The sequence below is a fragment of the Dehalococcoides mccartyi 195 genome (assembly GCF_000011905.1).
GTDB lineage: Bacteria > Chloroflexota > Dehalococcoidia > Dehalococcoidales > Dehalococcoidaceae > Dehalococcoides > Dehalococcoides mccartyi.
This window is the reverse complement of record NC_002936.3, coordinates 363,148-389,379: the sequence shown is the minus strand read 5'-3', so window position 1 is coordinate 389,379 and position 26,232 is coordinate 363,148. Positions and strand designations below refer to the sequence as shown.

The following is a 26,232-nucleotide window of genomic DNA, read 5'->3' as shown; positions in this document are numbered from 1 at the left end:
TACCTAAAGGGTTATTCCATAACCCGGCGTTTCATGCTGAACAGGGTAGCTATATAAAAGGCGGCTGACACCCCGATAACCGCCAGCAACGAGATTACCACATTTACCCCCGCAAAGTCACCACTGACCGCCCCCCGTATAAGGCTGACCGCCGGGGTAAGAGGCACAATATTTGAAATAACCTGAACCGTCTCCGGAAAGCTGGAGACCGGGAAAAAAGCCCCGCTGAAAAAAGTCATCGGGCCGATAAACAGGGTAAAATAATAATTAAAACTGTAAACAGAGGGGACTATAGAAGCAAAGAAAACACCCATACTGGCAAACATGATACCTTCCAGCACCGCAAAAACAGGCGCCAGCAGAGCCAGCGGCGAATGGATGACACCGAACAGGGCCGCCACCAGCAGGATAATGCAGGCTGTTATGATGGAGCGGGTAGCTCCCCATAAAACCTCCCCGGTTACCACGTCACTTATATTCATAGGGGTAGCCAGTATGGAGTCATAGGTTTTTCGGAAGTCCATACGGAAAAAGACGTTATAGGTACATTCAAAGGTAGCGCTGGTCATGGCGTAGCTGGCAATAACACCCGGTATTATAAACTCCATATACGGCTGGCCGTTTATATCCCCTATAAATGACCCGAAGCCAAACCCCAAAGCCACCAGCAGCACTACCGGCTCAATAATAAACCCCGGAGCTATAGACCAGAACAAACGGATAAAAACATCGTAGTTCCGAAGCCACATATAAAAGGCGCGGTAGGTAGGCCAGTTCATTCCACCAGCCCCTTCCCGGTCAGACGCAAAAATACGTCTTCCAGTGTGCCTATCCGCTGCCATACATTCCAGCCAAGGGCCTTAAGTTCATCAAGCAGGCTATCCTCGCCGCAGCGGAACACCTGGATAATAAGGCCGGAATCTTCAAAATCCAGCCTCCGCCGCATACACTCAGCTGTGATGGCCTCATGTTCACCCGGGCGGACTTCTATCTCCATAAGGCAGTGACCTACATGATTGTCCACCAGCCCCTTGGGGGTATCCATGTCCAGCACTCTGCCCTGATGCATTATGGCTATCCGGTCACACAGCACCGCCGCTTCATCCATATTCTGGGTGGTAAGGAGCTGGGTTATTCCGCCGGCTTTTAATTCCTTCAGCTTCTGCCAGACCAGATATTTGGACTGGGGGTCAAGACCAACCGAAGGTTCGTCCAGAATAATAATGCCGGGGTTATTCATAAGCCCCCTGGCCAGCAGCAAACGCCGCCGCATACCGCCCGAAAGGGCCTTCACCTCGGAATTAGCCTTTTGTTCCAATTTAAAAAGATGCAGTATCTCAGAGGCTCTTCGGCGGGCATCAGCTGCTTTTATATCAAAGAAACGGGCGAAGGTAACCAGATTTTCAGTTACCGAAAGCTCAGAATCCAGATTGTCCAGCTGGGGTATTACCCCGAACATGGCCTTTATCTGCCTCAGGTGGTCTGCCAGGTCAAGCCCCATCACCTCCACTTTACCCGAATCTGAGGGAGTAAGTGAAGTCAGTATGCGTACCAGAGTGGTTTTACCCGCTCCGTTCGGCCCTAAAAGGCCAAAGCACTCTCCCTGCTCTATCTCCAGGTTCAGCCCGTCCAGAGCAGTGCAGTCTTTGTACCTTTTAACCAGATTGGAAACTTTGATAGCAGGAGTACTCATAAAATTACTTAAAATGATACCAGTAACTGCTCATCTCGGCAATAAAATCAGGCAGGAAGCTGTGCTATAATTGGCTTTAAATGAACACTGAAAAACTGAGAAGTTTTTTAAAAAACCGCCTGCCGCCGGAAATAAACCGGCTTATCCTGGCGGCAGCTGAACTGGCCGCCAGCCAAGAGGCATCTCTTTATCTGGTGGGCGGGCTGGTACGGGACTGCCTGCTGGACAAAACCCCCAAAGATGCAGACCTGGTAATTACCGCAAACGCTATCCGGTTCGGACAAGACCTGCTTCAGGGCACTTCATACAAAACCACCCTGCACCACCGCTTCGGTAACCTTTCGGCAGATATAAACGGCTTCAAACTGGATATTACTACCGCCCGAAGCGAAGTTTACCCCGCTCCCGGCAAACTGCCGGAAGTAGGCGCAGGCGATATCAAGGCAGATTTGTTTCGCCGGGATTTCAAAATAAACGCCATGGCCATAAGCCTTAGCCAACAGAATTCCGGCTGCCTTGTAGACCCCTATGACGGGCTTACAGACCTGAAACAGGGTAAACTTAGCGTACTCCATCCGAAGAGCTTCCAGGATGACCCCAGCCGCATCTGGCGGGCTTTGCGTTACTCGGAGCGGCTCGGTTTTGATATTTCGGCTGAGACTCTTGCCCTGCTTAAGCGTGATATGCAGCTAATTCCGCTGATAGGTGCTGACAGATTGCGTTATGAGATAGAATGTGTTTTGGAAGAAGCCAAACCTGAAAATATCTTCCTGAAAGCAGAGGAAACAGGCGTCCTCAGATACAGCCTGCCGGGTGTAAAGGCTGATGGCTGGCTGGTGGGAAAATTTGCCGAAGCCAGAAAAATATACGGCACATGTATACCCAGGGTAATATATTACTGCCTGCTCTCTGCCCGTCTGAATAAACTTCAGGCAGAAAACCTGGTAACCGGGCTTAACCCCGGTAAATATATTACCGGCTGTCTGGGTGATTACCGGTATCTGGCTGAAAATCTACCCGAACTGGAAAAAACCGGCCTTAGACCCAGCCATTTGTACAAGATACTGGTAAAGTGCCGGAAAGAAGCCCGGCAGAGTTTTTATATAGCGTCAGACAACCCTCTGGTCAGGCAAAATATCTCACTTTTTGAGGAAGAACTTTCAAATATAAAGCCGCATTTAAAAGGAGCAGACCTGATTGCCCTCGGATTTACACCCGGCCCGGCTATCCAAACTATACTAAGAGAACTGCTCTTTTTGAAGCTTGACGGCCAGCTAACCAGCCGGGCAGATGAAATAGATTATGTAAAACGGAGACAAGCAGATGACCAGTCATGATACTATGAAAAAGGTGCACGACCTGCTGACCTTTGGCTTTGAAAGCCAGCCCCGCAAGTTTATCAGCTGGTTTATCATCAGCCTTATCTGTTTAAATGTGCTGGCGGTTATACTCGGTTCGGTAGATACCATTGCACGTGATTATCATACCCTGCTTCATAGTTTTGAAATATTTTCAGTGACAGTATTCAGCCTGGAATATATTTTGCGGGTGTGGAGCTGTACCGTTGAGCCGAAGTATTCGCACCCTTTTACCGGACGGATACGCTTTGCCTTATCCCCGCTGGTGCTGATGGATTTACTGGCTATCCTGCCCTTCTACCTGCCGTTCCTTATACGCGTAGACCTGCGTTTCTTGAGAACCCTGCGGCTCCTGCGGTTATTCCGCTTAAGCCATCTGAAGCGCTTCAACGAAACCTCCCACATGATTCTAAACGTACTCCGCGAACGCAGAGAAGCCCTGATAATATCTTTTTCCATTATTTTGCTGCTGGTTATTATTACTTCCAGCCTGATGTACTTCGTGGAAAACCCGGCTCAGCCGGAAGTGTTTAAAAATATACCTGATGCCATGTGGTGGTCTGTTATGACCATGACTACGGTAGGTTACGGTGATATTTACCCCATCACCGCACTGGGGAAATTTCTGGGGAGTGTTATCGCTGTACTGGGGCTGGCTGTCTTCGCTTTGCCGACCGCCATTTTATCCGCTGGGCTGCTGGAAGAATTCCGCAGGAAAAAGGAACTGAACGAACACATCTGCCCCGTCTGCGGGCAGGAAATACCAAAACACTAAAAGCCCTTAGTCTAATTCCGGGGATACCCTAAATGTCTCTAGGAGTATATACTAAATGAACAAACAAAGAGGGGAAACTATGATATGCAGATAAAAAAGGATTTGGCGCTAACCAACAAGCTTTTATCCCAGGGACTGGTCTCCAGCCGTGACCCCGAAACCGGGTTCAGATATATACTCTGTGCCACCTGCCCCAAGGACGGCGGAGACGGAACAGTAGCCCGCATTGACCGCAAAGATAACGAAGTAGAGCGGGTACTTTTCTGCTGCAGTATCTGCGGGCAGGAATTTGCAGCCAAACCGGAGGATATTTTTCTTACCTGACCTTAGCACAAAAGCAGTCCTGAAAATACAAAAGGGGGCAGATATCTGCCCCCCTGGTTTTGTAAGAAAGATTTTCCTAGACAGCCTTGAAACTGGAGGCGGGTGCCCCGCAGATGGGACAGCGGGCAGGAGCCTCACCCAGCACGGTATTACCGCAAACCTGACATACATAGTATACCTGGTCCGGGGCTTTGACACCGGACTTTACTTCTTCCAGTGCTTTTTCAAAAAGCCCGTGATGAATTTTCTCTACCTTGTTGGCGTGGTTAAAACTAAGCAAGGCTGCTGAATTTCCTTCGGCCTCAGCTTCTTTGATAAAAGGCGGATACATACTGGTAAATTCATAACTCTCACCCTCAACCGCCGCTGAGAGATTAGCCGCAGTATCACCCACCCCTTTCAGAGCATTAAGGTGGTTTCGGGCATGGACAGTTTCTGCCTCGGCTGCAGCCCTGAATAAACGGGCTACGTGAGCAAAACCCTCTTTCTCAGCTTTATCAGCAAAAAACAGATATTTACGGTTGGCCTGGCTTTCACCGGCAAAAGCAGCCGACAGATTTTCGGAACTGGACATCAAAACACCTCCCTGATATTTGAATGATATTTATATGATACCTCTATGCCACCCATCAATCCAGTGGCCCTAAAGTGGATACCAGATAAGCCTGATGCCCCTTCTGGCACAGATTATGGTATATCTTCTCAGCCATATTTTTATCTTTAAGCAGGGTAAAGAGGGTCGGGCCTGCTCCGGCTAAAAATATCTGGTAAGCCCCGGCTTCCAGAAATTGCCAGCGGTATTTGGCCAAATCAGGGAAAAGGGTGAAGGCTATTTTTTCAAATACATTGAAACACGAACTGTAGCTTAGCTTACCCTGACATATATCTTCCAGCAGTTTATCGCTTATTTCCCCGCTGCTAAAGCTATCTGCATGCAGATTACGGTAGAGAGCGGCAGTTTTATCCGGCGGCATTTCTATTTCAGGAACCAGCAAAACCGCCCACATTTGATTGAGAGTGGGCAGGGGGGTTACGGTTTCTCCACGTCCTTCCATCATAGCCGTACCGCCCATCATGAAAAACGGCACGTCAGAACCCAGCTCTGCCCCCAGTTCCATAAGCCGCCAGCGCGGATAACCGCACCCCCACAGCTTGTTAAGCCCTTTTAAAACAGCCGCCGCACAGGAACTGTCTCCCCCCAACCCCGAAACCAGGGGAATACGCTTGGCTATAGTCAGGTTTACCCCGCGTCCCTGCCCGCACTTTTCACTAAATAAGGCCACAGCTTTGGAAACCAAGCTATGTTCAGCCTGCCAATCCGGGCTGTCTGAGCTTATTTGCACTGTTTTGGCCGGGCTGAAAGACAGGCGGTCACATAAGCTGAGTGACTGAATAATACTCCGCAGCTCATGGTACCCGTCATTCCGGCGGTAGAGGACTTCCAGACTAAGGTTGACTTTGGCCGGAGCCAGCAGTGTCAGCATGGGTTCTCCGTGTACACCAGGCATAACATTTTCCACTCCTCCATACTCAAGGTCTCTGCCCGGCGGGCGGGTTCTATGCCTGCCCTGTTCAGCAGTGCCAGTACACTCTGCTTGGATACACCCAGTCCCTGTGCCAGAGCGTTAAGAAGGGTTTTACGGCGGGTGCCGAAACCGGCTCTGGCCAGTTTAAAAAAATCAGCCTCAGACACCCCCTGCATAATGGCTGCCTGGGGGATAGCTACCTTTACAATAGCCGAATCCACTTCCGGCGGAGGATAAAAAGCCCCGCCCGGCACTACTGATACCAGCGAAGGGTTGCCGTAAAAACGCACACTCAGGGTTAAAAGACCCATGTCCCCTGTTTGGGCGACCATATTTTTGGCCACCTCTTTTTGTACCATGACCACCATAAGTTCCGGCTTGGCCTCAGCTTCCAGAAACTGGCGAAGTACGGCTGAGGTTATGTAATACGGAAGATTGGCCACCAGCTTATAGGGAATATTTTGACCCAGTATTTCCGCCGGGCTGGTTTTAAGTATATCTGAATGGATAATCCTGAAATTAGGATAGGCTTTAAATTTTTCGGTCAAGGCAGTTACCAGCTTGTCATCCAGTTCTACCGCTATAACCTGCCCGGCCCTTTTAATGAGTTCTTCGGTAAGCACTCCAAGCCCCGGCCCCACTTCAATAACCGTATCCGTGGGTTTCAAATCTGCAGCCAGTAGTATTTTGTTAAGCACGCCCTGGCTTATCAGGAAATGCTGCCCCAGCCCTTTGCGGGCCCTGAGGGTATAGCCCTCCATCATCTCTTTGGCCTGAGCCATAAGTGAAGGGGTACCAGTAGCTGCCAGAGGTGCGTCTTTCTCCATGTACCCCTATTATAGGGATTTAGCTCCCTTTGCTCAATCGTGCTGACAAAAACTGGGGCAATTTGGCTTTTTGCATCTTTTTCTGGGTAGCCGTTATGTTATAAGACACCCTGTACAGACAAAAAGTACGGGCTTCTTCGTTGTAAATACCGTAACTGGCCTGCGGGTTGCCGTCCCGGGGCTGGCCGACACTGCCGGGGTTGATTATCAGACTGGTCTGGCGGAGCGGCTGCATACTGCCTGCCATAAGCGGCATACCCCGGCAAATACCCCTTTGGCCGGGGGTAAAGACATAAGGCATATGGGTATGCCCCACCAGACAATAAGGGGTACTCATAAGCCCGAAATTTTCAGCCGCAATCTGGGGGGTACTTATATACTCCCAGTCCGGGCGGCGAAGACTGCCATGCACCAGGGTAAAATCACCCTCAACTACAACCTCTGGCAAAGAGGCCAGATAATCAATCATCGCGCTGGACAGCTGGTTTCTGGTCCAAACCAGAGCGCGGGCAGCTTCCAGCGCAAACAGAGAATGGTTTATCTTACCGGCAACCGCCAGGTCATGATTACCGGCTACAGCCAGATGTTTGCGGCTTTTCAGTATTTCCAGACAGGCCACCGGGTCAGGGCCATAATTTACAATATCCCCCAAACACCATATCCCGGCAGCACCCCTTTTATCGGCATCTTCCAGAACGGCATTTAAAGCTTCCAGATTAGCATGTATGTCCGCCATAACAGCATAACGCATACCTAATGATACCATAAGGTACTATTTTGTTAAGTGCCCACTGTCCATTTTTAGCTATACCTGTTGCGGAAAAATAAAACAGGCCTTGCATAAGGCCTGTTTGTAATATATCTATAACTTTTTACTGTTTAAACAGGTTTACGGGCCCGCACAAATACAAATACCCCCCGCACAGCTTCCAGCTCCTCTACCTCAAAACCGGCTTCGGTCAAAAGCTTGCGCCATTCCTCCAGCGTATGCACCCACATAATATTATGCTCAACAGGATAACGGTATATAGTATTGACTATCAGGGAATAAAACTTGTTTTTGGGCTGGTAAATATCATAAACAGCCACCTTACCGCCGGGCTTCAGGGTACGGAAGCATTCCGCCAGTACTTTACCGAAGAGTTTAAACTCGTGGCTGGCACTGGAGCAATAAATACGCTCAAACTCCCCGTCTTCAAACGGCAGATGGTAAGCATTTCCCCGTACCAGAGTTTTGTTGGGGCGTTTGGTGCGGTCATTAAGGGCCATCATCTGGACAGACTGGTCTAAACCTACAATCCGCTTTGCTTCTATCTTGTTGGCAATATACCCGGTACCGGTACACAGGTCAAGAACACTGAAAGCCGAGGTATCTTCATTCAGCATTCTGTCACGGGCACTTTCAAATGTACCCAGCATAAACATACGGGTTAAAAATTCGTATACCGGGGCAACTTTTTCAAAAAAACTGGGGGCTACCATTATGTCAACATCCCTATGGCCACCGTAGCAGTTGTGACCGAATATATTATGACCATCAATTTATTGGCCATGGCTACCTTTATGGGGTCATTATAATAGCGGTGGGCAATCCTGACAGCCATAACTGCCAGAGGGATACCGCCTAAGGATATGGCTGAAAGCGGGGGCATCACCCCGGTAAATACAAGTGCCAGTATATAGGTGTAAAGGCCTGCCAAAGAGATACTGAAAAGATTTTTGGCATTTTTAGGCCCCAGGCGATAAGTCAGGTTACGTTTACCGGCGGCCCGGTCTTCCTGATAATCAGGTATCTCATTTATAAGTATCATTGCCCACATGCACAAACCCGGTATAACACCTATCAGCAGCACATCCCGGTTAACCATACCGGTATGCACAAAATACCCCCAGGCTGTCAGCACCGGCCCGTAACCGATAAGCATCATCAGCTCACCCAGGCCATGGTAAGCCAGACGCATGGGTTTAGCAGAATAGAGTATGGAAATAGCCGCCCCGATAACGGCAATCCACATAACCCCCCAGCCCATATCCAGCGCCATATAAATGGCACACAGCAGGGCGAAGAAATACAGAGAGAAGATAACCAGGAGGGACTGGCGGGGCTTTATAACCCCACAGGTAAAAACCCCGCTCCCGCCGGAAAAAGGGTTTTTGGCATCAGCATGTTTGCAATCAGTGCCATAAACATAATCAAGGGTGTCATTAAACATGGTAAGGCCAATCTGAACAGCGGCAGCGGCTGAAAAGGCCACTACAAAGTTGACTACGTCAAAGGTATCTTCAGAAAAAGCCAAAGCGCCGGCTATTACCACCGGCATTACACCCTGGGGCAGGAACTTGAGACGGGCAGCCTGTATCCAGTCCTGAAAATCCGGACGTTCGCTAGTAAGCGCTTTCAAGAACTTTCTTCAAAACCTCTTCAGAAACCTTGGTACCTATTTTACCATTTTCCTTGTGGAAACGGGTAAAATCCTCAAGCAAAAAGAAGTCTGTACGGGCAGTACGGCGTTTGTTATCATAGCGCAGGGCTTCCAGCACCCCTTCCAGAGGAACATCCGCCGGAATACGGGTGGGCAAACCCAGCTTCTTGAAAATACGCTCTATTTTAGCGGCCAGTTCGGGCTTCATATAGCCCATCTCACAGGAAAGGGCGGCCTCAGCCACCATGCCGATAGCAATGGACTCACCATGCAAAAGCTGGCCGTTTTTAATAATCTCTACCGCATGGCCTATGGTATGCCCAAGCTCCAGCTGGGGGTCAAGCTTGCCCTCAAAGGGGTCAATCTTAAGCAGCTCCAGCTTAAGCTCTATGGTATGGCGGGAGATATAATCTATAACTTCCGGCGAATAATCACCGGCGTGTTCTTCTATATAGTCAAAAAAGGAGGATTCCTGGCACAAGCCGTGTTTTACAGATTCGGCCAAACCCGCCCGTATCTGGCGTTCGGGCAGAGTCCGCAGGAAATTAAAATCTATAAAGACAAACTCAGGGGCATAATACTGTCCGAACAGGTTTTTACCCATTTTGTAGTTAACGGCCTGTTTCTGGCCAATGGCACTGTCTATCTGGGCAACCATGGTGGTAGGAATATGGAAAAAGCGCAAACCCCTGAAAAGGAGTGCGGCGGTAAGACCGCCCAGATTCCCTACTACCCCACCCCCCAAACAGACGATAACGCTTGATTTGGTAGCCCTGAGGTCAAGGATTTTTGAGCCTATGTCTTCCAGAGTAGACAGAGTTTTTGAGGCTTCACCGGCCGGGAAAGCCAGCAGGTGGGTTTCGGTCACCCCGGAAAGCAAATCTTTTATTTTATCTTTTAGAATATTTTCCAGATTGGAATCAGTTATTATAAAAAATTTGTCCGCATTTAGCTGTTTTGCATATTCGGGCAGACTACCCAGTATGTCACTGCCTATATATACGTGGCGGGTACGGTTATTCCCAATGTCATAAGCCAGTGTATCCACTTTACCCATTTTAATTCTCCGGCTTATAGGCCACGGTCAGTGTACCCATACCACCGCTCTGATAGCGGGATTTGATATTTATAAAACCCTGATTCTGGAGGATAGACATTATTTCCGCGTTACTGGGCATGGCCAGCACCGAATTTGCCAGATACCGGGCTGATTTGCGTTCTGTGCCTATTATCCGAGCCATGATGGGCATCAAGTTTTTCAAGGCAAACAGGTAAATACCGCGGAAGGGCTGTTTTTCGGGTTTGGTCATATCCTGCAAAACCAGCAGACCGCCCGGTTTAAGTGCTTTAAAAATATTAGAGGCCGCCAGATTTTTGTTGGCAAAATTGCGGAAGGCAAAGCAGGTGCCGATAACATCGTACTTGGCATCCCCGTAGGGTACCTCGGCATCACCCACCCAGAACTTTACATTGCGGTCAGGGTAGTTTTTCTTGAGCCGCCCCTTGGCTACTTCCACCATTTCGGGGGTAATATCAAAGGCGTCTATATCCACATTATTCATGTAACGCAGAGTGTTAAAGGTAACAAAACCGGTCCCGCAGGCCAAATCCAGCATTTTCACCTGGGGCATATTGCGGGTATAGGTCAGTATCTCTAAAACCATCTCTTTGCCCCAGCGGCGGTGAATACCCATACCTATAATATCATCGTGCAAATCATAGTGTTTGGCCTGAAAGCCAAACAGCTGGAGCATATAACGCTTGCGGGCCTGAGCCTCTTCAGACTCAAAACCGGGGTCTTTTACGCTTACATTCACACTGCTCATCTTATTCTGATTTCTCCGGCTTGAAACCCCAGATTACGCAGGCAATACCCAGTGACAGGCTCTTGTACTGGCATTTCTCAAAGCCTTTACTTTCCATCAGTTTTACAATCTGCCCGTTAGTGGGCATCATCATGGCAGACTTGTAAAGCCAGCGGGCAGCGGATTTTTCGGTGCCCAGAATGCCGGTAAGCACCGGCAGGATATACTTCATGTAGAATATATACAGCCCGCGCATGGGGTGGCGTTCGGGTTTGGTAAGGTCCTGAATAATAAACAGACCGCCCGGCTTCAGGGCATTGAAAACGTTTTCGGTGGCAATGCCTTTGTTGGCAAAGTTGCGGTAAGCAAAACTGGTAGTTACCAGGTCATATTTCTCTTCGCCAAAGGGAACTTCGGCATCACCCCGCCAGAACTTGATGTTCCGCCCTTTGAAATACTTTTCGTAGCGTTCTTTAGCAACGGCCAGCATATCCGGGCTGATATCAAAGGCCTCTATGTCAACATTGTCAAAGTTTCTGGCTGTATTGAAGGTAACAAAGCCGGTGCCGCAGGCCAAATCCAGCATATCAACATGCTTCCGGTCTTTCAGAAACCGCCCCATTATCTTAAGAACGGTCCGCATCCAGAAACGGTGGGCATAAAGCCCGAAAACATCATCATGGAAATCGTAGTTTTTTGCTTGGACTACGAACAAGTCAACCATATACTGTTTACGTTTATGCGCCTCTTCAGAGTCAAATCCGGGGTCATGGATAGGCGCTTCGGCCAAACTACTCATCAGCTATCACCTTTTGAAGCATTTATTTAGACATATTCCATATCTGAAGTCATTGAAACGGGGAACCCACCAATGACAAAACTCAGCTTTTTTGAGTAAGTGCCAAACAAAAACGCCACACTAATGGCGATTTCAAAAATCAATAATATTCCTCAATGTACTAATTGTCAAGGTTAATTCCCATCGCAGCCCATACGTAAGCCAAAGCTAAAAAATCCCCTCCTTGAATTTTAGAAAACGCTTGTTTTAGACCCTGCAGGCGATAGCTGAAAATGGTATAATCCTTGCATTATGAAGGTTTCTGACATAGGCGAATGCCAGCTGATAGACCAGCTGAACAAACTTCTGCACCAGGGAACAGATGAAACCACCCCTGCCCGTCAAAACCTGATACTGGATATTGGTGACGATGCGGCTGTTTTCCGGCCTCAGGGATACCAGCTGGTCACGGTGGACAGCCTTATTGAAAACGTACATTTCAACCGCAGTATGCTTAACTGGGCAGACTTAGGTTACAAAGCCCTGGCGATAAACCTAAGCGATATTGCCGCCATGGGGGGAGTCCCCCAATATGCTATTGTGAATATTGACCTGCCGCCGGATACGCTCGTTTCCAGCGTGACAGACTGCTATAACGCCATGCGAAGCCTGGCTGACAAATACCAGACGGCCATAATAGCCGGGGATACCAACCAGTCCTCCTTAATAAATCTGGCGGTTACCCTGCTGGGTTCGGCAGAAAACCCGGACAAGCTGCTTACCCGGAACACGGCTTTGCCAGGGCAAAAAATAGCTGTTACCGGTTATCTGGGCAATGCCGCCGCCGGGTTGGATATGCTTTTAAACCAAACCAAAGTTCCAGACGAAAGCCGGGAGATATTTTGCCGCTCTTTTTACCGCCCCGAACCGCGGATAAATGAAGCCCGGCTGCTGGTAAAAGAGGGGGCTCGCTGCTGTATAGATATCAGTGACGGGCTGGCGGCTGACCTTTTGCATATACTAAGGCAGAGCCGGGTGAGTGCCCGAATTGAGCTTGAGAGGCTGCCTGTCCACCCCAGCCTGCGTCTTTGCTACCCTCTCCAAGCCCAACACATGGCACTTTACGGGGGGGAAGATTACGAGCTGCTATTTACCGCCCCGGCCAAAGTGATAGAGCAGATATCAGCCCAAAGCGGAATACCGGTTACTATTATAGGTGAGATTATTCCGGGTAAACCGGATGAACTGAAATTAGTGGATAAAGATGGGAGGGCCCTTCAGCCGGAAAAGAACGGCTGGGAGCATTTTAAAAAACCGAAATGAACCAACTTGAACTGGTGAGTCACAGTACCCGGCAAACCCAAGACCTGGGCAAGATAATAGGCGGACTGGCATCAGCCGGGGATATTATCTTCCTGGTGGGGAACCTTGGAGCAGGCAAAACGAACCTGACCCAGGGAATAGCCAAGGGGCTGGATGTTACCGAAAATGCCCTGAGCCCTTCGTTTGTACTGGTGCGTGAGATGTACGGGCGGTTACCTTTGTATCACATAGATTTATACCGTTTGGACCTGAGCGAAGAAATAGAGGAACTGGGACTGGATGACTATTTTTACGGCAGCAGAGTAACGGTGGTTGAGTGGGCTGACAAAGCCGATGAGCTGCTGCCTACGGAAAACCTGCGGATAGAAATAGCCTATCTGGATGAAAATAAGCGGAAACTGACCCTGTCTGCCTGGGGTATCCGCTATGAAGAGCTGCTAAATGAGATTGCACAGAGGGTAAAGGATGCCGGTTTTAATAGCCATTGATACAGCCACCCCGGACACCGGGCTGGCTGTCCTTAAAGATGATGAAATAGTGGCCCAGTACAACTGGCTAAGCCACCAAAACCAGACGGTAGAGCTGCTGCCCCGTTTGGAGTGGCTGCTTGAGTCAGCCGGGCTAAGCCTTAAAGATGCCTCAGCCATTGCGGTTTCCATAGGGCCGGGCAGTTTTAACGGCTTAAGAGTAGGCCTGAGCACCGCCAAAAGCCTGGCTTTTGCTCTGGATATCCCCCTGTGCGGTATCGGCACACTGGAACTGGCCGCCTACCCCTATCTGGCAAGCGGCCTTAAGGTGTGGGCATTACTGCCCTCAGGACAGCAGGAATATGCCGCAGCGATCTACCAAAAGAACGGAGACGGCTTAAAAGAAGAGGTTAAACCCTATATCACCAATCTGGCTGATTTAGCCGCTGAAGTCAGTGAACCCTGTGTTATCTGCGGGCCGATAAGCCAAACCAGCCAAACCGAGCTTAAAGCCCTGCTTGGAGATAAAAAAGCAGTATTTGCCCCGGCTGATATACGCCCTTCAAGGGCAGCCTCGCTGGCACGGCTGGCTAAAAAGAGGATTGAAGACGGCCTGACTGACAGCCCTGCCGGTTTGCAACCGCTTTACCTGCGCCGCCCCCAGATATCCCCCCGCAAACACCGCACCGGCCTGCCGCTCTCCCAAAACAAAGCCGTTATCTGGGATATGGACGGGGTAATTGCAGATTCCGCCCCCTTTCATATGCGGGCATGGCAGACTACTTTTGCGGAGATAGGTTATACTTTTTCCGAAGCAGATTTTTACCGTACCTTCGGCCTGCGGAATGACATGATAATTTATTCGGTGCTGGGTGAGAAGTCAGACGCGGATACTATCCACACTCTGGCTGACCGCAAGGAACACCTTTTCCGTGAATACGCCGGGCAGGAGATACAGCTGTTTCCCGGTGTGATAGAACTTTTAAAATCCCTGAAAACAGCCGGTTACCGCATGGCCATTGCATCTTCGGCACCGCTGGCCAATATCAAGCTGGTTATGACTAAACTGGGTATAGGGGACTACTTCCTGGCTACAGTCAGCGAAAAAGATGTCACCAAGGGCAAGCCCAACCCCCAGATATTCTTACTCTCGGCCGCCAGACTGTGCGCCAGCCCGGAAGAGTGCCTGGTAATAGAAGACGCACCCGCCGGAGTGGAAGCCGCCAAGAAAGCCGGTATGAAATGCATAGCTGTTACCAACAGCCAGCAACCCCAGGCCCTGAGCGAAGCTGATATGATAGTTGACACCCTGGGCAAGATTAGTGTAGAAGATATAGCCGGTTTTATAGGTTTGGCCGGCGCTAAATAAAGGAGAAATATGGAAAGAACACTTTTACTGGTTAAGCCTGACGGCGTTAACCGCGGCCTGTCCGGCGAAATACTGGGCAGAATGGAAAAACTGGGGCTGAAAATGATTGGCCTGCGGATGCTCCAGATGGATGCCGTTTTAGCTGACAAGCACTATGCCCCCCACCGGGAACGCCCCTTTTTCAAGGATTTGGTCACTTACATTACCTCCGGCCCTATTGTAGCCGCTGTTTTTGAGGGCGAAAATGCCGTTGAGAAAATGCGCAAGGCTATGGGCGCCACTGACCCTGCCAAATCTGAAAAGGGTACGGTACGGGGAGATTTGGGTATAAATATAGAGCAGAATACCGTTCACGGCTCAGACTCGGCTGAAAACGCCAAACATGAAATAAGCCTGTTTTTCAGCGAAAGCGAACTGGTAAACTACGACCGCCGTTAGTTACTGGACAGAAACCAGTTTGGGGGCATTCTCCCAGAGACGGTCAAGCTTATAATAAGAGCGTATTTCGGGGGTGAATATATGGGCAATCACCCCGCCGAAATCAAGCAGTATCCAGCCTGAATCCGCGTCACCTTCACGGTGGCGCGGCCCTATTTTAAGAGGTTTAAAGGTCTTTTCAACCGTATCCGCAATAGCCGAAAGCTGACGGCCGGAAGCGCCGCTCATCAGCACGAAATAATCACAGTAACTAACCAACTCCCTGACATCCAAAAGGACTATATCTTCAGCCTGTTTCTCACTGGCTATACTTACCATCTGCCGGGCAATATCTATTGATTCCAAGTGCACCCTCCCCAAAAATCTGTTTTTAGTATAGCATACAACCCGCTGCGGGCTGTAATAAGGCTAAAACAGGCCTTAGGTTTTTTAAATGCCGAACACATCTGATATACTTATACCCTATGGCAGGTTTACTTTTCGGCACCGCCGGCATTCCCTATTCCACCCCCAAACACACCACCCAGAACGGTATCCACCGGGTGGCAGAGCTGGGGCTGGATGGCATGGAAATAGAGTTTGTCCGCGGGGTATATATGAAAGCCCCGGATACCAATCCGGTACGCATACTTTCAGAGCTTCTCCGCATAAAGCTGTCCGCCCATGCCCCGTACTACCTGAACTTTAATGCAGTGGAAGAAAACAAGGTTAAAATGAGCCAGCACCTGCTCTACCAGTCCGCCAAAACGGCATCTCTGTGCGGGGCGGGGTCACTGGTATTTCACCCAGGTTTTTACCTGACGGATTCGCCTTCTGCCGCCTACGAAGCCATACGGGATAATATCCGCCCGGTGGCTGAACGTCTTCAGAAAGAGGGCTTTCCGATAAGCCTCCGCCCCGAAGTAAGCGGCAAAGTCACCCAGTTCGGAGACCTTAAGGAGACTATGGCACTTTGCAGCGAGATACCCGGCCTGCTGCCGACTATAGATTTTTCCCATTACCATGCCCGCACCGGCAAATTCAACTCTTATTCCGAGTTTAGTTTTATGTTAACCACTATGGCTGATTACCTGGGTGAAAGCGCCCTTAAAAATATGCATATACACATTTCCGGTATAGATTACTCACCCCGCGGCGAAAGACAGCACCTGAACCTGGCTGAGTCAGATTTCAATTATAAAGAACTGCTGCTTTGCCTTCGTGACAAAGGCTGTGCCGGGCTGGTAATCTGCGAAAGCCCTAATCTGGAGGAAGATGCCCTGCTTCTTAAAGAGACCTACTTCTCTCTGGCCTGAAGACGACGCAATCCTTATATGCTATAATTTACTTAATATGTCCCATATTACATGAAATTTTGAGGTACCAAATGAATTCAAATTGGAAACGCAGCACCATTATTTATATCGTGATGCTGGTGGCTATCATAGCAATCTTTTCGTTTCTGGTGCCGAACTCCCAGAAACCGGAGGAAGTGCCTCTGAGCCAGATAATAACCCTGTCTCAGGAACACAAGATTGCCGAAATTACAGTTGACAGTGAAAATATAGAGGTAACTACCACTGACGGCACAAAACTGTCCACCGTAAAGGAATACATTGCCAGTATTTACGACATTGAAGGCCTGGACCTGACTGATGTCAAGGTAAATATCCAGCCGGCAGGCGGACTGGACTGGGGCACTATGATTCTTACCTATCTGCCCTTCCTGATATTCGGCGGCCTGCTCATCTTCATCTTTACCCAGGCCAGGGGCGCCAACAATCAGGCCGTCTCTTTCGGCCGCTCCAAGGCCAAGCTCTTTAATATGGACAAGCCCACCATTACCTTTGCCAACGTGGCCGGGGTAGACGAAGCCAAACAGGAAGTAGGCGAAGTAGTAGAGTTCCTGAAATCCCGTGAAAAGTTTCAGGCGCTGGGTGCCCGCATTCCCAAAGGTATTTTGCTGATAGGCCCCCCCGGTACGGGTAAAACTTTGCTGGCCAAGGCTATTGCCGGAGAAGCCGGAGTTCCCTTCTTCTCTATAAGCGGCTCCGAGTTTGTAGAAATGTTTGTGGGCGTGGGTGCTTCCAGGGTGCGTGATTTGTTTGACCAGGCTAAAAAGAATGCCCCCTGCATTATCTTTATAGACGAAATAGATGCTGTCGGACGCCAGCGCGGTGCCGGACTGGGCGGCGGGCATGACGAACGCGAACAGACCCTTAACCAGATACTGGTGGAAATGGACGGGTTTGATACCGATACCAGCGTAATAGTTATTGCGGCTACCAACCGCCCTGATATCCTTGACCCCGCCCTGCTCCGCCCCGGCCGTTTTGACCGCAGAGTAGTGCTGGACAAACCGGATATAACCGGGCGTGAAGCCATACTGAAAATACATGCCAAGGGCAAACCCCTGGCAGATACGGTTAATCTGGAAAATCTGGCTAAGCAAACAGTCGGCTTTTCGGGTGCGGACCTGGCTAACCTTCTTAACGAGGCCGCCATACTGGCTGCCCGCAAGAACCGCAAAGTGGTTGAGACCGAAGACCTTGAAGAGTCCATTGACCGGGTTATTGCCGGGCCGGAACGCAAGAGCCGCCGCATAAGCACCCAGGAAAAAGAGGTCACCGCCTACCACGAAACCGGACACGGGCTGGTGCTTCGGCTGGTACAGGGGGCTGACCCTGTTCACAAAATATCCATTGTGGCCAGAGGCATGACCCTGGGGCATACCCGCCAGCTACCCAACGAAGACCGCTACCTGATGACCCGCTCCCAGTTCAAGGCCATGATGGCCGGGCTGCTGGCCGGGTATGTAGCGGAGGAGCTGACCTTTAAAGAACTTTCCACCGGTGCTTCAGATGACCTGCGCCGGGCTACCGATATTGCCCACAAGATGGTCACCAGCTATGGTATGAGTGACAAACTGGGGCCGCGCACCTTTGGCAACAAAGAAGAAATGGTTTTTTTGGGGCGTGAGATATCCGAACAGAAAGACTACGGCGAAAAAGTAGCCGATATGATTGACGAAGAAGTCCGCGGGCTGATTGAAGAAGCCCATCAAAAGGCTAAAACTATACTCACCGAAAATAAAAACCGTCTTAAGTTCATTGCCGAGAAGTTGTTTGAAAAAGAAACCCTGGAAGGGGCTGAACTGGAAAACCTGTTTGTAGGTGAGTTTCCCGTATCTGAATCCGCCTGATATCCTGCCTGAATAATCAAAAAGCCACCCCTAAAAAGGTGGCTTTTTTGTTTGCGGTAAAAAACCTGCCTGCCTTATCAGGCGAAAATACCTTCCAGCCAAGACCATATTTCGCTCAAATGGGTAAGGACAAAGACAATCACAATAAGAGCCAGAATACTCCCCAGACAACCCATCAGTTTCATCTTCTATCTCCTTGTCAAATTTTGCGTTTAAAAATACCTTCCAGCCAGTGCCAGACTTCACGCAAATGGGTAAGGACAAAAATAACCAGAATAATGCCGATAATATTTATAAAAAGTTTCACGTTGAACCTCCTTGTCAGTTCTTGCGTTCAACTATAAATTCAGCCAGCTGGTAGAGAGATTCGCGGGCAGCCGTTTTGGGGAGCTTTGACAAATCTTGGCAGGCTAAATCAGCATAGCGTTTAGCTTCTTTGTAGCTAAGGTCTATGATGTCTGACGAATTTATCATCTCCACCGCTCTGGCCACATGAGCGGAACGGTCTGTAGCCCCCAGCATGTCTTTGATAGGGTTATTTTCCGGATAACGGTCCATCAGGAGAAGCGCCGGCAGGGTAACTGTGCCGTTATTCAGGTCTGAACCTACCGGTTTGCCCATATCTTTGGCGTTGCCCACAAAATCCAGTATATCATCTACTATCTGGAAACTTAAACCCAGATTATAGCCGTAAGAACGCATTATTTCCTCATCAGAGGGCGAAGCGTCTGCCAGTATAGCCCCGCCCTTGGTAGCCATTACAAAAAGGGCGGCCGTCTTGCCGGATATCCTTTCAAGATAATTTTCATAGCTCTGGTCAGGGTTGAAACTGGCATAAGCCTGTTTCAGCTCCCCTGAGGCAATTATCTGCAGAGTCTGGGCAAACAGGGTAACTATACGCATATTGTCGGTCTCTGCCGCTACTTCGGCGGCATGGGCAAACAGGAAATCACCCAGGAGTATAGCCTTTTCCAGCCCCCATACGGAATTGACAGTGCGGCGGCTGCGGCGGGTATCAGCCTTGTCAATGGCATCATCATGCACCAGGGTTGCTATGTGCAGCATTTCGGAAGAAGTGGCCAAAGGCAACACTTTTTTTATACCCGTACCGAAACACATGGCCGACAACATGGAAAGGGCCGGTCTGAGTACCTTGCCCCCCACCAGAATATAATCCAGCATTTCCGCCATTTCGGGAAAAGACTGCTTCCGGCTTTCGGATACCAGCTTAAACTCGTCCTCAACCCCTTTGAGGCCCTCATTTATAGGTGCGTAGATAGAGCTAAGTTTCAACAAGACCTTGCCTCCTGGTAAATACTAAAGCCCCATGCGGGCGGTTTCTTCTTCTACAACCGAATCTTCCAGTTTCTTGAAAAGCGGCTCCGGCGGTATCATTTCCTGCCCGGCTACCGGCATTTTAAGCACCCAGCCGTCTTTTTCTATTTCAGAGCCGAAACCCAGGTAAGTACTGAGCCTGCTTGAACTTTCCGGCAAAAACGGATAAAAAGCCACCCGAAGCCCGGAAAGAGCCGCCATGGCCACGTATAAACTGCGGGCAGCGGCAGCTTTGTCCACCTTTATTTCTTTCCAGGGGGCTTTTTCATCCAGATAGCGGTTTGCCTCCTGGGCCAGTGACATAGCCAGTTTAATAGCCTCACGGAAATTACAGCCGTGCAAAGCCTTGTCTGTTTCAAACAGCATGGCGCTGGTTTTCTCAATAAGGTTCAGGGAACGTTCGTCCAGCTCACCGTATTCGGGTACTTTGTTGTCAAAATTACGGCAGACCATAGTCAAAACGCGCTGGGCCAGATTGCCGTAAGTGGCTACCAGTTCGTCATTATTGCGGCGGACAAATTCCCTCCAGGAGAAATCCATATCAGAACTTTCAGGCATATTAGCCGAAAGAAGGTAACGCAGGGTATCCACACTGTAGCGTGAAAGAACATCATCCACCCAGATTGCTTTATTACGGCTCTTGGAAAACTTCTGGGCTTCTATAGTAAGGTATTCGTTTGAGGGGACGTCATACGGCAAATCAAGCCCGCCCCTACCCATCAGCATAGCCGGCCAGATAATAGTATGGAACGGGATATTGTCCTTGCCTATAAAATAGTAGCTTTTGGTATCTCCGCCCCAGTATTTCTGCCATTCATCCGGCTGGCCTTTAGATGCCGCCCACTCTATACTGGCAGACAGATAACCGATTACCGCTTCAAACCAGACATACAGCCGTTTGCCCTCATAACCCGGAAGCGGCAACGGCACGCCCCAGTCCAAATCACGGGTAATAGCCCGGTCTTTAAGCCCCTCTTTTAAATAACGCAGGGTGAAATTCAGCACATTGGTACGCCAGTAGGTCTTAGTTTCCACCCAGTGGGTAAGTTCTTCTTCAAATGCCGAAAGTTTCAGGAAAAAATGCTCGGTCTCACGGAATTCAGGAGGATTGCCGCAGTTTTTACAGCGGAAATTTAACAGTTCGGCCGCATTTAAGGGTTTGCCGCAGTTGTCACACTGGTCACCGCGGGCGCCTTCATATTTGCAGTGGGGGCAAGTCCCCTCTACATAGCGGTCAGGCAAAAAGCGGTTGCAGTGGGGGCAAAACGGCTGGCAAACCGTATCTTTATAAATATAACCCTTTTCATACAGGCTGAGGAACATCTGCTGAGCGGTGCGGGCGTGGTTGGCAGTGGCGGTTGAGGTATAGCAATCCCAGCTTATACCCAGCTTCGGCCACGAGGCCATAAACAGCCGGTGATAACGCTCTGCCACCTCGGCAGCCGTAATGCCCTCCTGCTCCGCCCTTATGGTAATGGGAGTGCCATGCATATCCGAACCGGATACCATAAGCACTTCATCCCCGCGGGTGCGGTGGTAACGGGCAAAAATATCTGCCGGCAGATAAGCGCCGGCAACATGACCCAGATGCAACTGGCTGTTGGCGTAAGGCCAGGCCACACCTATAAATATTCGTTCGCTCATTTATATCCTCAGGGCAGAAAGGTTAGAATTCTCTCGCCTTTTTCTTCTTTGTAGCTGGCATACCCTTTCTTCAGGGCGCATTCCACACAGTAATGAACGGTAGTGCCTTTGTCTACTTCTTTGCCGTCTTCTTCGTCTACAGCCAAATAACGCTCAGGATAGGGAATATTATTGTTGCAGCCAGTGCAAACCACATCCCCCAGTGAAATACATCCTCTCCTCATGAAACACCTCGCAAATTTTACCTATTATAAGGTTTTGTTAATTTTAAGCCAAGCCCGGTAGATTTCTTTTTTGGGCAGACCGCTTTTTTGGCTCACCAGAGCCACCGCTTCTTTAGCCGGTTTGCCCTGTTTTTTGAGCATGCCCAGTTCCTTTATTATATCATCCGTCAGCTCCGGCTGAGACACGGGCACTTTACAGCCCTCCACCACCAGCACAAATTCACCCCGCGGCTGGTCAAAATGGCTGATAGCCTGGCTGATACTGCCCCGGAATATTTCTTCATATATTTTGGTAAGCTCACGGCAGACGGCTATCTCACGGTCTCCCAGCACATCTTTTATGTCAAGCAAACAGCCCTGCAAACGGTGGGGTGCTTCCAGTATAACAATGCTTGCACCAAGTGATGCCGCTTCCGAAAGGGCTTTCCGGCGTTCAGTTTTCTGGCGGGGCAGAAACCCCAGATAGCTGAAACTGGCACAGTCCAGCCCGGATACCGCCACCGCTGTTATCACGGCCGAAGCCCCCGGCACCGGCACAACCTTTATGCCGTGCTCATGAGCAGCCTTTATAAGCTCGTAACCGGGGTCTGAAATACCGGGCATACCGGCATCTGAAACCAAAGCCACATCCCCCTCCCCCAGCACCTCCAGAATATAATCCAGCTTTGACAGGCGGTTATGCTCAAAGTAACTGGTCAGGGGGGTCTTTATATTATGGGCGGAAAGCAGTTTACGGGTACGGCGGGTATCCTCCGCTGCAATCAGCTTTACCTCTGAAAGCACACGCAGTGCCCGGAGGGTTATATCCTCCAGATTACCTATAGGCGTTGCCACCACATATAAAGCCATAACCTTATTATTGTAGCAGAATAAGCCTGAAGGCTAAACTGGCTAAGAAAAAAACCAAATCCCGAAATACTGTATAATAAAAGGGTGATAACACCCCGCCCTGACTGCCATGGTATTTCGGGCCGGAAACTATCCCCATTTCTATATATTTTTTGGCCTTATGCAAGGTTATAATAGAGCTAAATAACTTGCCTTGACTTGACTTTGCCGGCTCTGATATAGTTCATGTTTAATAGTAAGGAGAGCTGAGATGACAGTACCAGAATTTAAAACCCTCAGGCGTACCTACGGCTTTGACGAGGTAGCCATTGTCCCCGGCGGGTTAACCGTTAACCCCGAACAGGTAGAAATTGATTTCAAAATCGGCAATATTAACTTCTCCATCCCCTTTATTGCCTCGGCCATGGACGCCGTAACCAACGTGGATACTGCGGTTGCCATGAGCAAAATGGGCGGTTTGTCCGTTTTGCATCTGGAGGGTATTTATACCCGTTATGAAAACCCCCAGGAAATTCTTGACCAGATTATATCCAAACCCATTGACGAAGTAACTGCTTTCATGCAGAAGGTTTATACCGCCGAACCTATAAAAGAACATTTGATTGCCAAACGGGTAAGCGAAATAAAAGCCAAAGGTGGCATCTGTGCCGTCTCCATTATGCCTGCCAACGCCAAAAAACTGGCTCCCGTAGCAGTAGAAGCCGGAGCGGATATTATCTCCGTTGCTTCCACCGTCACTTCAGCCCGCCACGTCTCCAAGAGCAGCCACGGGCTTATCTTTGAAGAATTTGTAAAAATGATTAAAGTACCGGTGCTGGTTGGCAACTGCGTCAGTTATCAGGCCTGCCTTGAGCTTATGCGTACCGGTGTTCACGGTGTAATAATAGGCGTAGGCCCGGGTGCCGCCTGCACCTCACGCGAGGTTTTGGGTATCGGCGTTCCCCAGATAACCGCCAGCATGGATTGTGCCGCTGCCCGTGAAACTTATTATAAAGAAACCGGCCGCTATGTACCCATCATTACCGACGGCGGCTTTAAAAAGGGCGGCGATGTCTGCAAGGCTATCTGTGCCGGTGCTGATGCCGTCATGCTGGGGTCACCGTTTGCCAAGGCTGCCGAAGCTCCCGGACGGGGTTATCACTGGGGTATGTCTCATCCCCACCCCTCCCTGCCCAGAGGTACCCGCATCAAAGTGGGAACTACCGGCAGTCTGGAGCAAATACTGTTCGGCCCCACTTCCGTTACTGACGGCACTCAAAATATGGTGGGCGCACTTAAGACATCCATGGGTGTTTGCGGTGCTTCCAACATCCGCGAAATGCAGCAGGTTGAAATGGTTATTGCCCCGGCTATTACCACCGAAGGCAAAAGCTACCAGCTCTCCAAGTGCCAATAAAGTATTTGGTCTAAACTATAAAACAAAAAGCCGGTTTAAACCGGCTTTTTTTATTGGCTGAAATTCAAATCTGAAAAGAAGCGCCTACTCCTCGTCACCTTCGTCAGGTTCTTCCGGCTCTTCAGGGGCAACTGATTCGGACGCAGGCATTTTCAGAGACGGCACAATGGCACTCATGTGCCCGCGTTTGCGTTTAGGAGTCCACTCCGCCTTGTCTATCAGTGTGTGCAGTTCTTTCAAACCTGCGCTCCCGCTTACCAGTACCCCGTCTATACCCAAAGCCCAGAGTGACTGAAGCTCCGAAAGCGTGATATTTGAACTTACCCTTACCAGAAAGGGTTTTGACAATATATCCGCAAAACGCTGGTAGAGCATAATCTTCCGCCAGCTAAGAGTAGCCGTATCTGCCTGCTCACCCACGATAACCGCCCCTACGGACAAACAGTCCGCCGCCCTTATCATGAAATCAGTCAGATTGGTTTCAAGAATTATTATCTTGCCGGTTTTTTCAAGAGCGGTCAGGGGTGATACTTCGGCATCCGGGCTGAAGACCACAAAATCTGCCCCGGCCTTGGCCATTTTTGCGGCATCGGCTGCTTTATCACCCAGCATAACACCCCAAACAGTCTCTCCCAGCAAATCAGCCGCTTCTTTCAGCTTTTTGGCACTGGCTTTACTGGCAGAGACAAGCACCACGTCTGCCCCGCCAAATGCTTCTTTATCCGTCAGGTTTTCAATATCCAGCTCGGCTGCCAGCAGCATTTTGGGCGGGGGAGCAGAGGCAACCGCGTTAAAGCCCATGGGACGCACATAGCCTTTGGAAACATTTTTAAGCCTGTCTACAAATTTGCTCATTTAGTCTTATACCTCGTCATAAATAAATGGAGCCAGCGAGAGGATTCGAACCTCCGACCGGCGGTTTACGAAACCGCTGCTCTACCTCTGAGCCACGCTGGCGCAGGCAACAGTATAGCATAACGGATATTTCCGTCACTACCGATAGCAGTTCCGCAGAGTTTTTTAAACCCGGATATTAAAGGCTGATAAGGAGTTTCCCGTCAGCCTGGCTGGTCAGCAAACGCCTTAGTTCATGCTTATGCTGGGCAGGCCCGGAAAGAACCTTGCCGTTATAATCAAAGGTAGAGTGGTTTACACTGCAGCAGCGGAGTCTGGCTTCGCCCTGTACGGGGTCAATTTTGCGTCCGCCATGGGGGCAGGCATTTTCATAAGCATAAAGGTTATTATCCTGACCGCGTACCACCAGCACCGGCTTGGCAAGGCCTTTGCCCGCCATATAACCAGCCCCGCCCTTTAAAGACAGCCCCGGCAGCTTTTCCAAATCAAGGGTAATCTGGCTGTCCATCACACTCCAGACATCGTCAGCTAAGGGTGCGGTATCACATTTACCCATGATAGCTTTAAAAATATTCACCAAAGCCTCCCTGTTTTTACTTTAAAAACTTCCCGTTTGACTACAAAAGTATAGCACAAAGATCAGGCCGGATCAACAGATACCTGCCGTAATAATATACAATTATGTTTGCCCCGAAGGGGCATAAATAGTAGAATATAGCCGAATAGGACAGGAGGGAGAACCCTCAGGGGAGATTAGATATGGAAACCGGTACTTTCAAAGTAAAATCTGGCCTGGCTCAAATGCTCAAAGGCGGGGTGATTATGGATGTGACCACCCCCGAACAGGCTAAAATAGCGGAGGAAGCAGGCGCCTGTGCCGTTATGGCGCTGGAGCGCGTACCTTCGGATATAAGGGCGGCCGGCGGCGTTGCCCGCATGGCAGACCCCACTATTATTGAAAAGATTATGAAAGTAGTCAGCATACCCGTTATGGCCAAGTGCCGCATAGGTCACTTTGTAGAAGCCCAGATACTGGAATCCATGGGGGTTGATTACATTGATGAGTCCGAGGTGCTTACCCCGGCGGACGAAAGTTTTCACGTCTGGAAACATGATTTTAAAGTCCCCTTCGTTTGCGGCTGCCGTGATTTGGGTGAAGCCTTAAGGCGGATTGGCGAAGGTGCAGCTATGATACGCACCAAGGGTGAGGCCGGTACCGGCAACATTGTGGAAGCGGTACGCCATATGCGTTCCGTTATGGGCTCTGTCAGACGGGTACAGTCTATGTCCGCTGACGAACTTTCCGCTTATGCCAAAGAGATAAATGCACCTTTGGAACTGGTGCTTGAACTTCACAAGACCGGTAAACTGCCGGTAGTAAACTTTGCCGCCGGCGGGGTGGCTACCCCGGCTGATGCAGCCCTGATGATGCAGCTTGGGGCGGACGGGGTATTTGTAGGTTCAGGTATATTTAAATCATCTGACCCCGCCGCCATGGCCAAAGCCGTAGTCAAAGCGGTAACCCACTATAAAGATGCCAAAGTACTGGCCGAAATATCCAAGGGTCTGGGTGATGCCATGCCCGGTCTGGATATAAAACAAATAGAACCCGATAAACTGATTTCCCGCAGGGGCTGGTAAA

At 49.8% G+C, this 26,232-nt stretch carries 29 protein-coding genes and 1 tRNA gene; 11 read left to right on the top strand and 19 right to left on the bottom strand.

Annotation, left to right across the window (positions count from 1 at the left end; translation table 11 throughout):
* Positions 1-11 precede the first annotated feature (11 nt).
* Positions 12-779, bottom strand: coding sequence for an ABC transporter permease (locus DET_RS02260; protein ID WP_010936189.1), 768 nt, complete (start codon positions 777-779; stop codon positions 12-14).
* Positions 776-1,693, bottom strand: a complete 918-nt coding sequence (locus DET_RS02255; RefSeq protein WP_010936188.1) for an ABC transporter ATP-binding protein — start codon at positions 1,691-1,693, stop codon at positions 776-778. The genes DET_RS02260 and DET_RS02255 overlap by 4 nt, the downstream gene beginning before the upstream one ends.
* Positions 1,694-1,773: 80 nt before the next feature.
* Between DET_RS02255 and DET_RS02250 the strand changes: the two genes are divergently transcribed.
* From DET_RS02250 to DET_RS02240, 3 genes are all read left to right on the top strand, one after another.
* Positions 1,774-3,030 carry a CCA tRNA nucleotidyltransferase gene (locus tag DET_RS02250; protein ID WP_010936187.1) on the top strand — a complete coding sequence of 419 codons (1,257 nt, stop codon included), beginning with the start codon at positions 1,774-1,776 and terminating at the stop codon, positions 3,028-3,030.
* Positions 3,017-3,826, top strand: a complete 810-nt coding sequence (locus DET_RS02245) for a potassium channel family protein (RefSeq protein WP_010936186.1) — start codon at positions 3,017-3,019, stop codon at positions 3,824-3,826. Before DET_RS02250 ends, DET_RS02245 begins: the two co-directional genes overlap by 14 nt.
* An 84-nt stretch (positions 3,827-3,910) precedes the next feature.
* Positions 3,911-4,150, top strand: coding sequence for a hypothetical protein (locus tag DET_RS02240; RefSeq protein WP_010936185.1), 240 nt, complete (start codon positions 3,911-3,913; stop codon positions 4,148-4,150).
* A gap of 76 nt (positions 4,151-4,226) precedes the next feature.
* Here the strand turns inward: DET_RS02240 and DET_RS02235 are convergent, their stop codons facing one another.
* The 9 genes from DET_RS02235 to DET_RS02195 form a co-directional block, all read right to left on the bottom strand.
* Positions 4,227-4,724 (bottom strand): rubrerythrin family protein, encoded by a 498-nt coding sequence (locus tag DET_RS02235; RefSeq protein WP_010936184.1) that lies wholly within the window; start codon positions 4,722-4,724, stop codon positions 4,227-4,229.
* 55 nt (positions 4,725-4,779) lie between these two features.
* Positions 4,780-5,634, bottom strand: a complete 855-nt coding sequence (ispE, locus tag DET_RS02230) for a 4-(cytidine 5'-diphospho)-2-C-methyl-D-erythritol kinase (RefSeq protein ID WP_010936183.1) — start codon at positions 5,632-5,634, stop codon at positions 4,780-4,782.
* Positions 5,628-6,503 carry a 16S rRNA (adenine(1518)-N(6)/adenine(1519)-N(6))-dimethyltransferase RsmA gene (gene rsmA, locus DET_RS02225; protein WP_010936182.1) on the bottom strand — a complete coding sequence of 292 codons (876 nt, stop codon included), beginning with the start codon at positions 6,501-6,503 and terminating at the stop codon, positions 5,628-5,630. Before rsmA ends, ispE begins: the two co-directional genes overlap by 7 nt.
* 19 nt (positions 6,504-6,522) lie before the next feature.
* On the bottom strand, positions 6,523-7,269 hold the full coding sequence (locus tag DET_RS02220; RefSeq protein WP_234943833.1) for a metallophosphoesterase family protein: 747 nt from the start codon (positions 7,267-7,269) through the stop codon (positions 6,523-6,525).
* Between the two features lie 113 nt (positions 7,270-7,382).
* Positions 7,383-7,985, bottom strand: coding sequence for a class I SAM-dependent methyltransferase (locus DET_RS02215; RefSeq protein ID WP_010936180.1), 603 nt, complete (start codon positions 7,983-7,985; stop codon positions 7,383-7,385).
* Positions 7,985-8,905, bottom strand: a complete 921-nt coding sequence (locus tag DET_RS02210) for a prenyltransferase (protein ID WP_010936179.1) — start codon at positions 8,903-8,905, stop codon at positions 7,985-7,987. Before DET_RS02210 ends, DET_RS02215 begins: the two co-directional genes overlap by 1 nt.
* Positions 8,889-9,983 carry an iron-containing alcohol dehydrogenase gene (locus DET_RS02205; protein ID WP_010936178.1) on the bottom strand — a complete coding sequence of 365 codons (1,095 nt, stop codon included), beginning with the start codon at positions 9,981-9,983 and terminating at the stop codon, positions 8,889-8,891. Before DET_RS02205 ends, DET_RS02210 begins: the two co-directional genes overlap by 17 nt.
* A gap of 1 nt (position 9,984) precedes the next feature.
* The gene (locus tag DET_RS02200; RefSeq protein WP_010936177.1) at positions 9,985-10,752 is read right to left on the bottom strand and encodes a class I SAM-dependent methyltransferase; all 768 of its coding nucleotides are present in this window, start codon (positions 10,750-10,752) and stop codon (positions 9,985-9,987) included.
* Between the two features lies 1 nt (position 10,753).
* Positions 10,754-11,530, bottom strand: coding sequence for a class I SAM-dependent methyltransferase (locus tag DET_RS02195; RefSeq protein ID WP_010936176.1), 777 nt, complete (start codon positions 11,528-11,530; stop codon positions 10,754-10,756).
* 291 nt (positions 11,531-11,821) lie between these two features.
* On the opposite strand from DET_RS02195, the gene thiL reads away from it, so the two are divergent.
* From thiL to ndk, 4 genes are read left to right on the top strand one after another with little or no spacing between them, the layout of a single operon-like run.
* Entirely contained in the window at positions 11,822-12,832 is a 1,011-nt protein-coding gene (gene thiL, locus DET_RS02190) for a thiamine-phosphate kinase (protein WP_010936175.1), read from the top strand.
* Positions 12,829-13,320 carry a tRNA (adenosine(37)-N6)-threonylcarbamoyltransferase complex ATPase subunit type 1 TsaE gene (tsaE, locus tag DET_RS02185; RefSeq protein WP_010936174.1) on the top strand — a complete coding sequence of 164 codons (492 nt, stop codon included), beginning with the start codon at positions 12,829-12,831 and terminating at the stop codon, positions 13,318-13,320. The genes thiL and tsaE overlap by 4 nt, the downstream gene beginning before the upstream one ends.
* Positions 13,298-14,668 (top strand): bifunctional tRNA (adenosine(37)-N6)-threonylcarbamoyltransferase complex dimerization subunit type 1 TsaB/HAD family hydrolase, encoded by a 1,371-nt coding sequence (locus tag DET_RS02180; RefSeq protein ID WP_010936173.1) that lies wholly within the window; start codon positions 13,298-13,300, stop codon positions 14,666-14,668. Before tsaE ends, DET_RS02180 begins: the two co-directional genes overlap by 23 nt.
* Positions 14,669-14,677: 9 nt before the next feature.
* Entirely contained in the window at positions 14,678-15,106 is a 429-nt protein-coding gene (ndk, locus tag DET_RS02175; protein WP_010936172.1) for a nucleoside-diphosphate kinase, read from the top strand.
* Here the strand turns inward: ndk and rsfS are convergent, their stop codons facing one another.
* Positions 15,107-15,457, bottom strand: a complete 351-nt coding sequence (gene rsfS, locus DET_RS02170) for a ribosome silencing factor (RefSeq protein ID WP_233417659.1) — start codon at positions 15,455-15,457, stop codon at positions 15,107-15,109.
* A gap of 113 nt (positions 15,458-15,570) precedes the next feature.
* Here rsfS and DET_RS02165 point away from each other — a divergent pair, with 113 nt between their 5' ends.
* Positions 15,571-16,401: a TIM barrel protein gene (locus tag DET_RS02165; RefSeq protein WP_010936170.1), complete on the top strand. Its 831-nt coding sequence runs from the start codon at positions 15,571-15,573 to the stop codon at positions 16,399-16,401.
* A 71-nt stretch (positions 16,402-16,472) separates the two neighbouring features.
* Positions 16,473-18,287: an ATP-dependent zinc metalloprotease FtsH gene (gene ftsH, locus DET_RS02160; protein WP_041223332.1), complete on the top strand. Its 1,815-nt coding sequence runs from the start codon at positions 16,473-16,475 to the stop codon at positions 18,285-18,287.
* Between the two features lie 321 nt (positions 18,288-18,608).
* Here the strand turns inward: ftsH and DET_RS02155 are convergent, their stop codons facing one another.
* The 4 genes from DET_RS02155 to rsmI are packed head-to-tail and all read right to left on the bottom strand — an operon-like array spanning position 18,609 to position 22,339.
* A complete protein-coding gene (locus DET_RS02155; protein WP_234943832.1) occupies positions 18,609-19,580 on the bottom strand; it encodes a polyprenyl synthetase family protein in 972 nt (323 codons plus the stop codon).
* Positions 19,581-19,604: 24 nt separating this feature from the next.
* A complete protein-coding gene (gene metG / locus DET_RS02150; RefSeq protein ID WP_010936166.1) occupies positions 19,605-21,266 on the bottom strand; it encodes a methionine--tRNA ligase in 1,662 nt (553 codons plus the stop codon).
* Positions 21,267-21,274: 8 nt separating this feature from the next.
* Positions 21,275-21,490, bottom strand: coding sequence for a hypothetical protein (locus tag DET_RS02145; protein ID WP_010936165.1), 216 nt, complete (start codon positions 21,488-21,490; stop codon positions 21,275-21,277).
* Positions 21,491-21,514: 24 nt separating this feature from the next.
* Positions 21,515-22,339 (bottom strand): 16S rRNA (cytidine(1402)-2'-O)-methyltransferase, encoded by an 825-nt coding sequence (gene rsmI, locus DET_RS02140; protein ID WP_010936164.1) that lies wholly within the window; start codon positions 22,337-22,339, stop codon positions 21,515-21,517.
* Positions 22,340-22,589: 250 nt separating this feature from the next.
* On the opposite strand from rsmI, the gene DET_RS02135 reads away from it, so the two are divergent.
* On the top strand, positions 22,590-23,735 hold the full coding sequence (locus DET_RS02135; RefSeq protein ID WP_010936162.1) for a GuaB3 family IMP dehydrogenase-related protein: 1,146 nt from the start codon (positions 22,590-22,592) through the stop codon (positions 23,733-23,735).
* 84 nt (positions 23,736-23,819) lie between these two features.
* Here DET_RS02135 and DET_RS02130 read toward each other — a convergent pair whose 3' ends face one another.
* The 3 genes from DET_RS02130 to DET_RS02120 form a co-directional block, all read right to left on the bottom strand.
* Positions 23,820-24,590: a hypothetical protein gene (locus DET_RS02130; protein ID WP_010936161.1), complete on the bottom strand. Its 771-nt coding sequence runs from the start codon at positions 24,588-24,590 to the stop codon at positions 23,820-23,822.
* A 27-nt stretch (positions 24,591-24,617) separates the two neighbouring features.
* Positions 24,618-24,692 (bottom strand) — tRNA-Thr (locus tag DET_RS02125).
* 76 nt (positions 24,693-24,768) lie between these two features.
* Positions 24,769-25,167 (bottom strand): ubiquinol-cytochrome c reductase iron-sulfur subunit, encoded by a 399-nt coding sequence (locus DET_RS02120; RefSeq protein WP_041223331.1) that lies wholly within the window; start codon positions 25,165-25,167, stop codon positions 24,769-24,771.
* A 182-nt stretch (positions 25,168-25,349) separates the two neighbouring features.
* Here DET_RS02120 and pdxS point away from each other — a divergent pair, with 182 nt between their 5' ends.
* Entirely contained in the window at positions 25,350-26,231 is an 882-nt protein-coding gene (pdxS, locus tag DET_RS02115) for a pyridoxal 5'-phosphate synthase lyase subunit PdxS (protein ID WP_010936159.1), read from the top strand.
* Position 26,232: the final 1 nt, after the last annotated feature.

Excerpts from the sequence above, each read along its gene's own strand:
- DET_RS02260 (WP_010936189.1), bottom strand. The coding sequence starts at position 779 with ATGAACTGGCCTACCTACCGCGCCTTTTATATGTGGCTTCGGAACTAC.
- DET_RS02255 (WP_010936188.1), bottom strand. The coding sequence starts at position 1,693 with ATGAGTACTCCTGCTATCAAAGTTTCCAATCTGGTTAAAAGGTACAAA.
- DET_RS02250 (WP_010936187.1), top strand. The coding sequence starts at position 1,774 with ATGAACACTGAAAAACTGAGAAGTTTTTTAAAAAACCGCCTGCCGCCG.
- DET_RS02245 (WP_010936186.1), top strand. The coding sequence starts at position 3,017 with ATGACCAGTCATGATACTATGAAAAAGGTGCACGACCTGCTGACCTTT.
- DET_RS02240 (WP_010936185.1), top strand. The coding sequence starts at position 3,911 with ATGCAGATAAAAAAGGATTTGGCGCTAACCAACAAGCTTTTATCCCAG.
- DET_RS02235 (WP_010936184.1), bottom strand. The coding sequence starts at position 4,724 with ATGTCCAGTTCCGAAAATCTGTCGGCTGCTTTTGCCGGTGAAAGCCAG.
- ispE (WP_010936183.1), bottom strand. The coding sequence starts at position 5,634 with ATGCTGACACTGCTGGCTCCGGCCAAAGTCAACCTTAGTCTGGAAGTC.
- rsmA (WP_010936182.1), bottom strand. The coding sequence starts at position 6,503 with ATGGAGAAAGACGCACCTCTGGCAGCTACTGGTACCCCTTCACTTATG.
- DET_RS02220 (WP_234943833.1), bottom strand. The coding sequence starts at position 7,269 with ATGGTATCATTAGGTATGCGTTATGCTGTTATGGCGGACATACATGCT.
- DET_RS02215 (WP_010936180.1), bottom strand. The coding sequence starts at position 7,985 with ATGGTAGCCCCCAGTTTTTTTGAAAAAGTTGCCCCGGTATACGAATTT.
- DET_RS02205 (WP_010936178.1), bottom strand. The coding sequence starts at position 9,983 with ATGGGTAAAGTGGATACACTGGCTTATGACATTGGGAATAACCGTACC.
- DET_RS02200 (WP_010936177.1), bottom strand. The coding sequence starts at position 10,752 with ATGAGCAGTGTGAATGTAAGCGTAAAAGACCCCGGTTTTGAGTCTGAA.
- DET_RS02195 (WP_010936176.1), bottom strand. The coding sequence starts at position 11,530 with ATGAGTAGTTTGGCCGAAGCGCCTATCCATGACCCCGGATTTGACTCT.
- thiL (WP_010936175.1), top strand. The coding sequence starts at position 11,822 with ATGAAGGTTTCTGACATAGGCGAATGCCAGCTGATAGACCAGCTGAAC.
- tsaE (WP_010936174.1), top strand. The coding sequence starts at position 12,829 with ATGAACCAACTTGAACTGGTGAGTCACAGTACCCGGCAAACCCAAGAC.
- DET_RS02180 (WP_010936173.1), top strand. The coding sequence starts at position 13,298 with ATGCCGGTTTTAATAGCCATTGATACAGCCACCCCGGACACCGGGCTG.
- ndk (WP_010936172.1), top strand. The coding sequence starts at position 14,678 with ATGGAAAGAACACTTTTACTGGTTAAGCCTGACGGCGTTAACCGCGGC.
- DET_RS02165 (WP_010936170.1), top strand. The coding sequence starts at position 15,571 with ATGGCAGGTTTACTTTTCGGCACCGCCGGCATTCCCTATTCCACCCCC.
- ftsH (WP_041223332.1), top strand. The coding sequence starts at position 16,473 with ATGAATTCAAATTGGAAACGCAGCACCATTATTTATATCGTGATGCTG.
- metG (WP_010936166.1), bottom strand. The coding sequence starts at position 21,266 with ATGAGCGAACGAATATTTATAGGTGTGGCCTGGCCTTACGCCAACAGC.
- DET_RS02145 (WP_010936165.1), bottom strand. The coding sequence starts at position 21,490 with ATGAGGAGAGGATGTATTTCACTGGGGGATGTGGTTTGCACTGGCTGC.
- rsmI (WP_010936164.1), bottom strand. The coding sequence starts at position 22,339 with ATGGCTTTATATGTGGTGGCAACGCCTATAGGTAATCTGGAGGATATA.
- DET_RS02135 (WP_010936162.1), top strand. The coding sequence starts at position 22,590 with ATGACAGTACCAGAATTTAAAACCCTCAGGCGTACCTACGGCTTTGAC.
- DET_RS02130 (WP_010936161.1), bottom strand. The coding sequence starts at position 24,590 with ATGAGCAAATTTGTAGACAGGCTTAAAAATGTTTCCAAAGGCTATGTG.
- pdxS (WP_010936159.1), top strand. The coding sequence starts at position 25,350 with ATGGAAACCGGTACTTTCAAAGTAAAATCTGGCCTGGCTCAAATGCTC.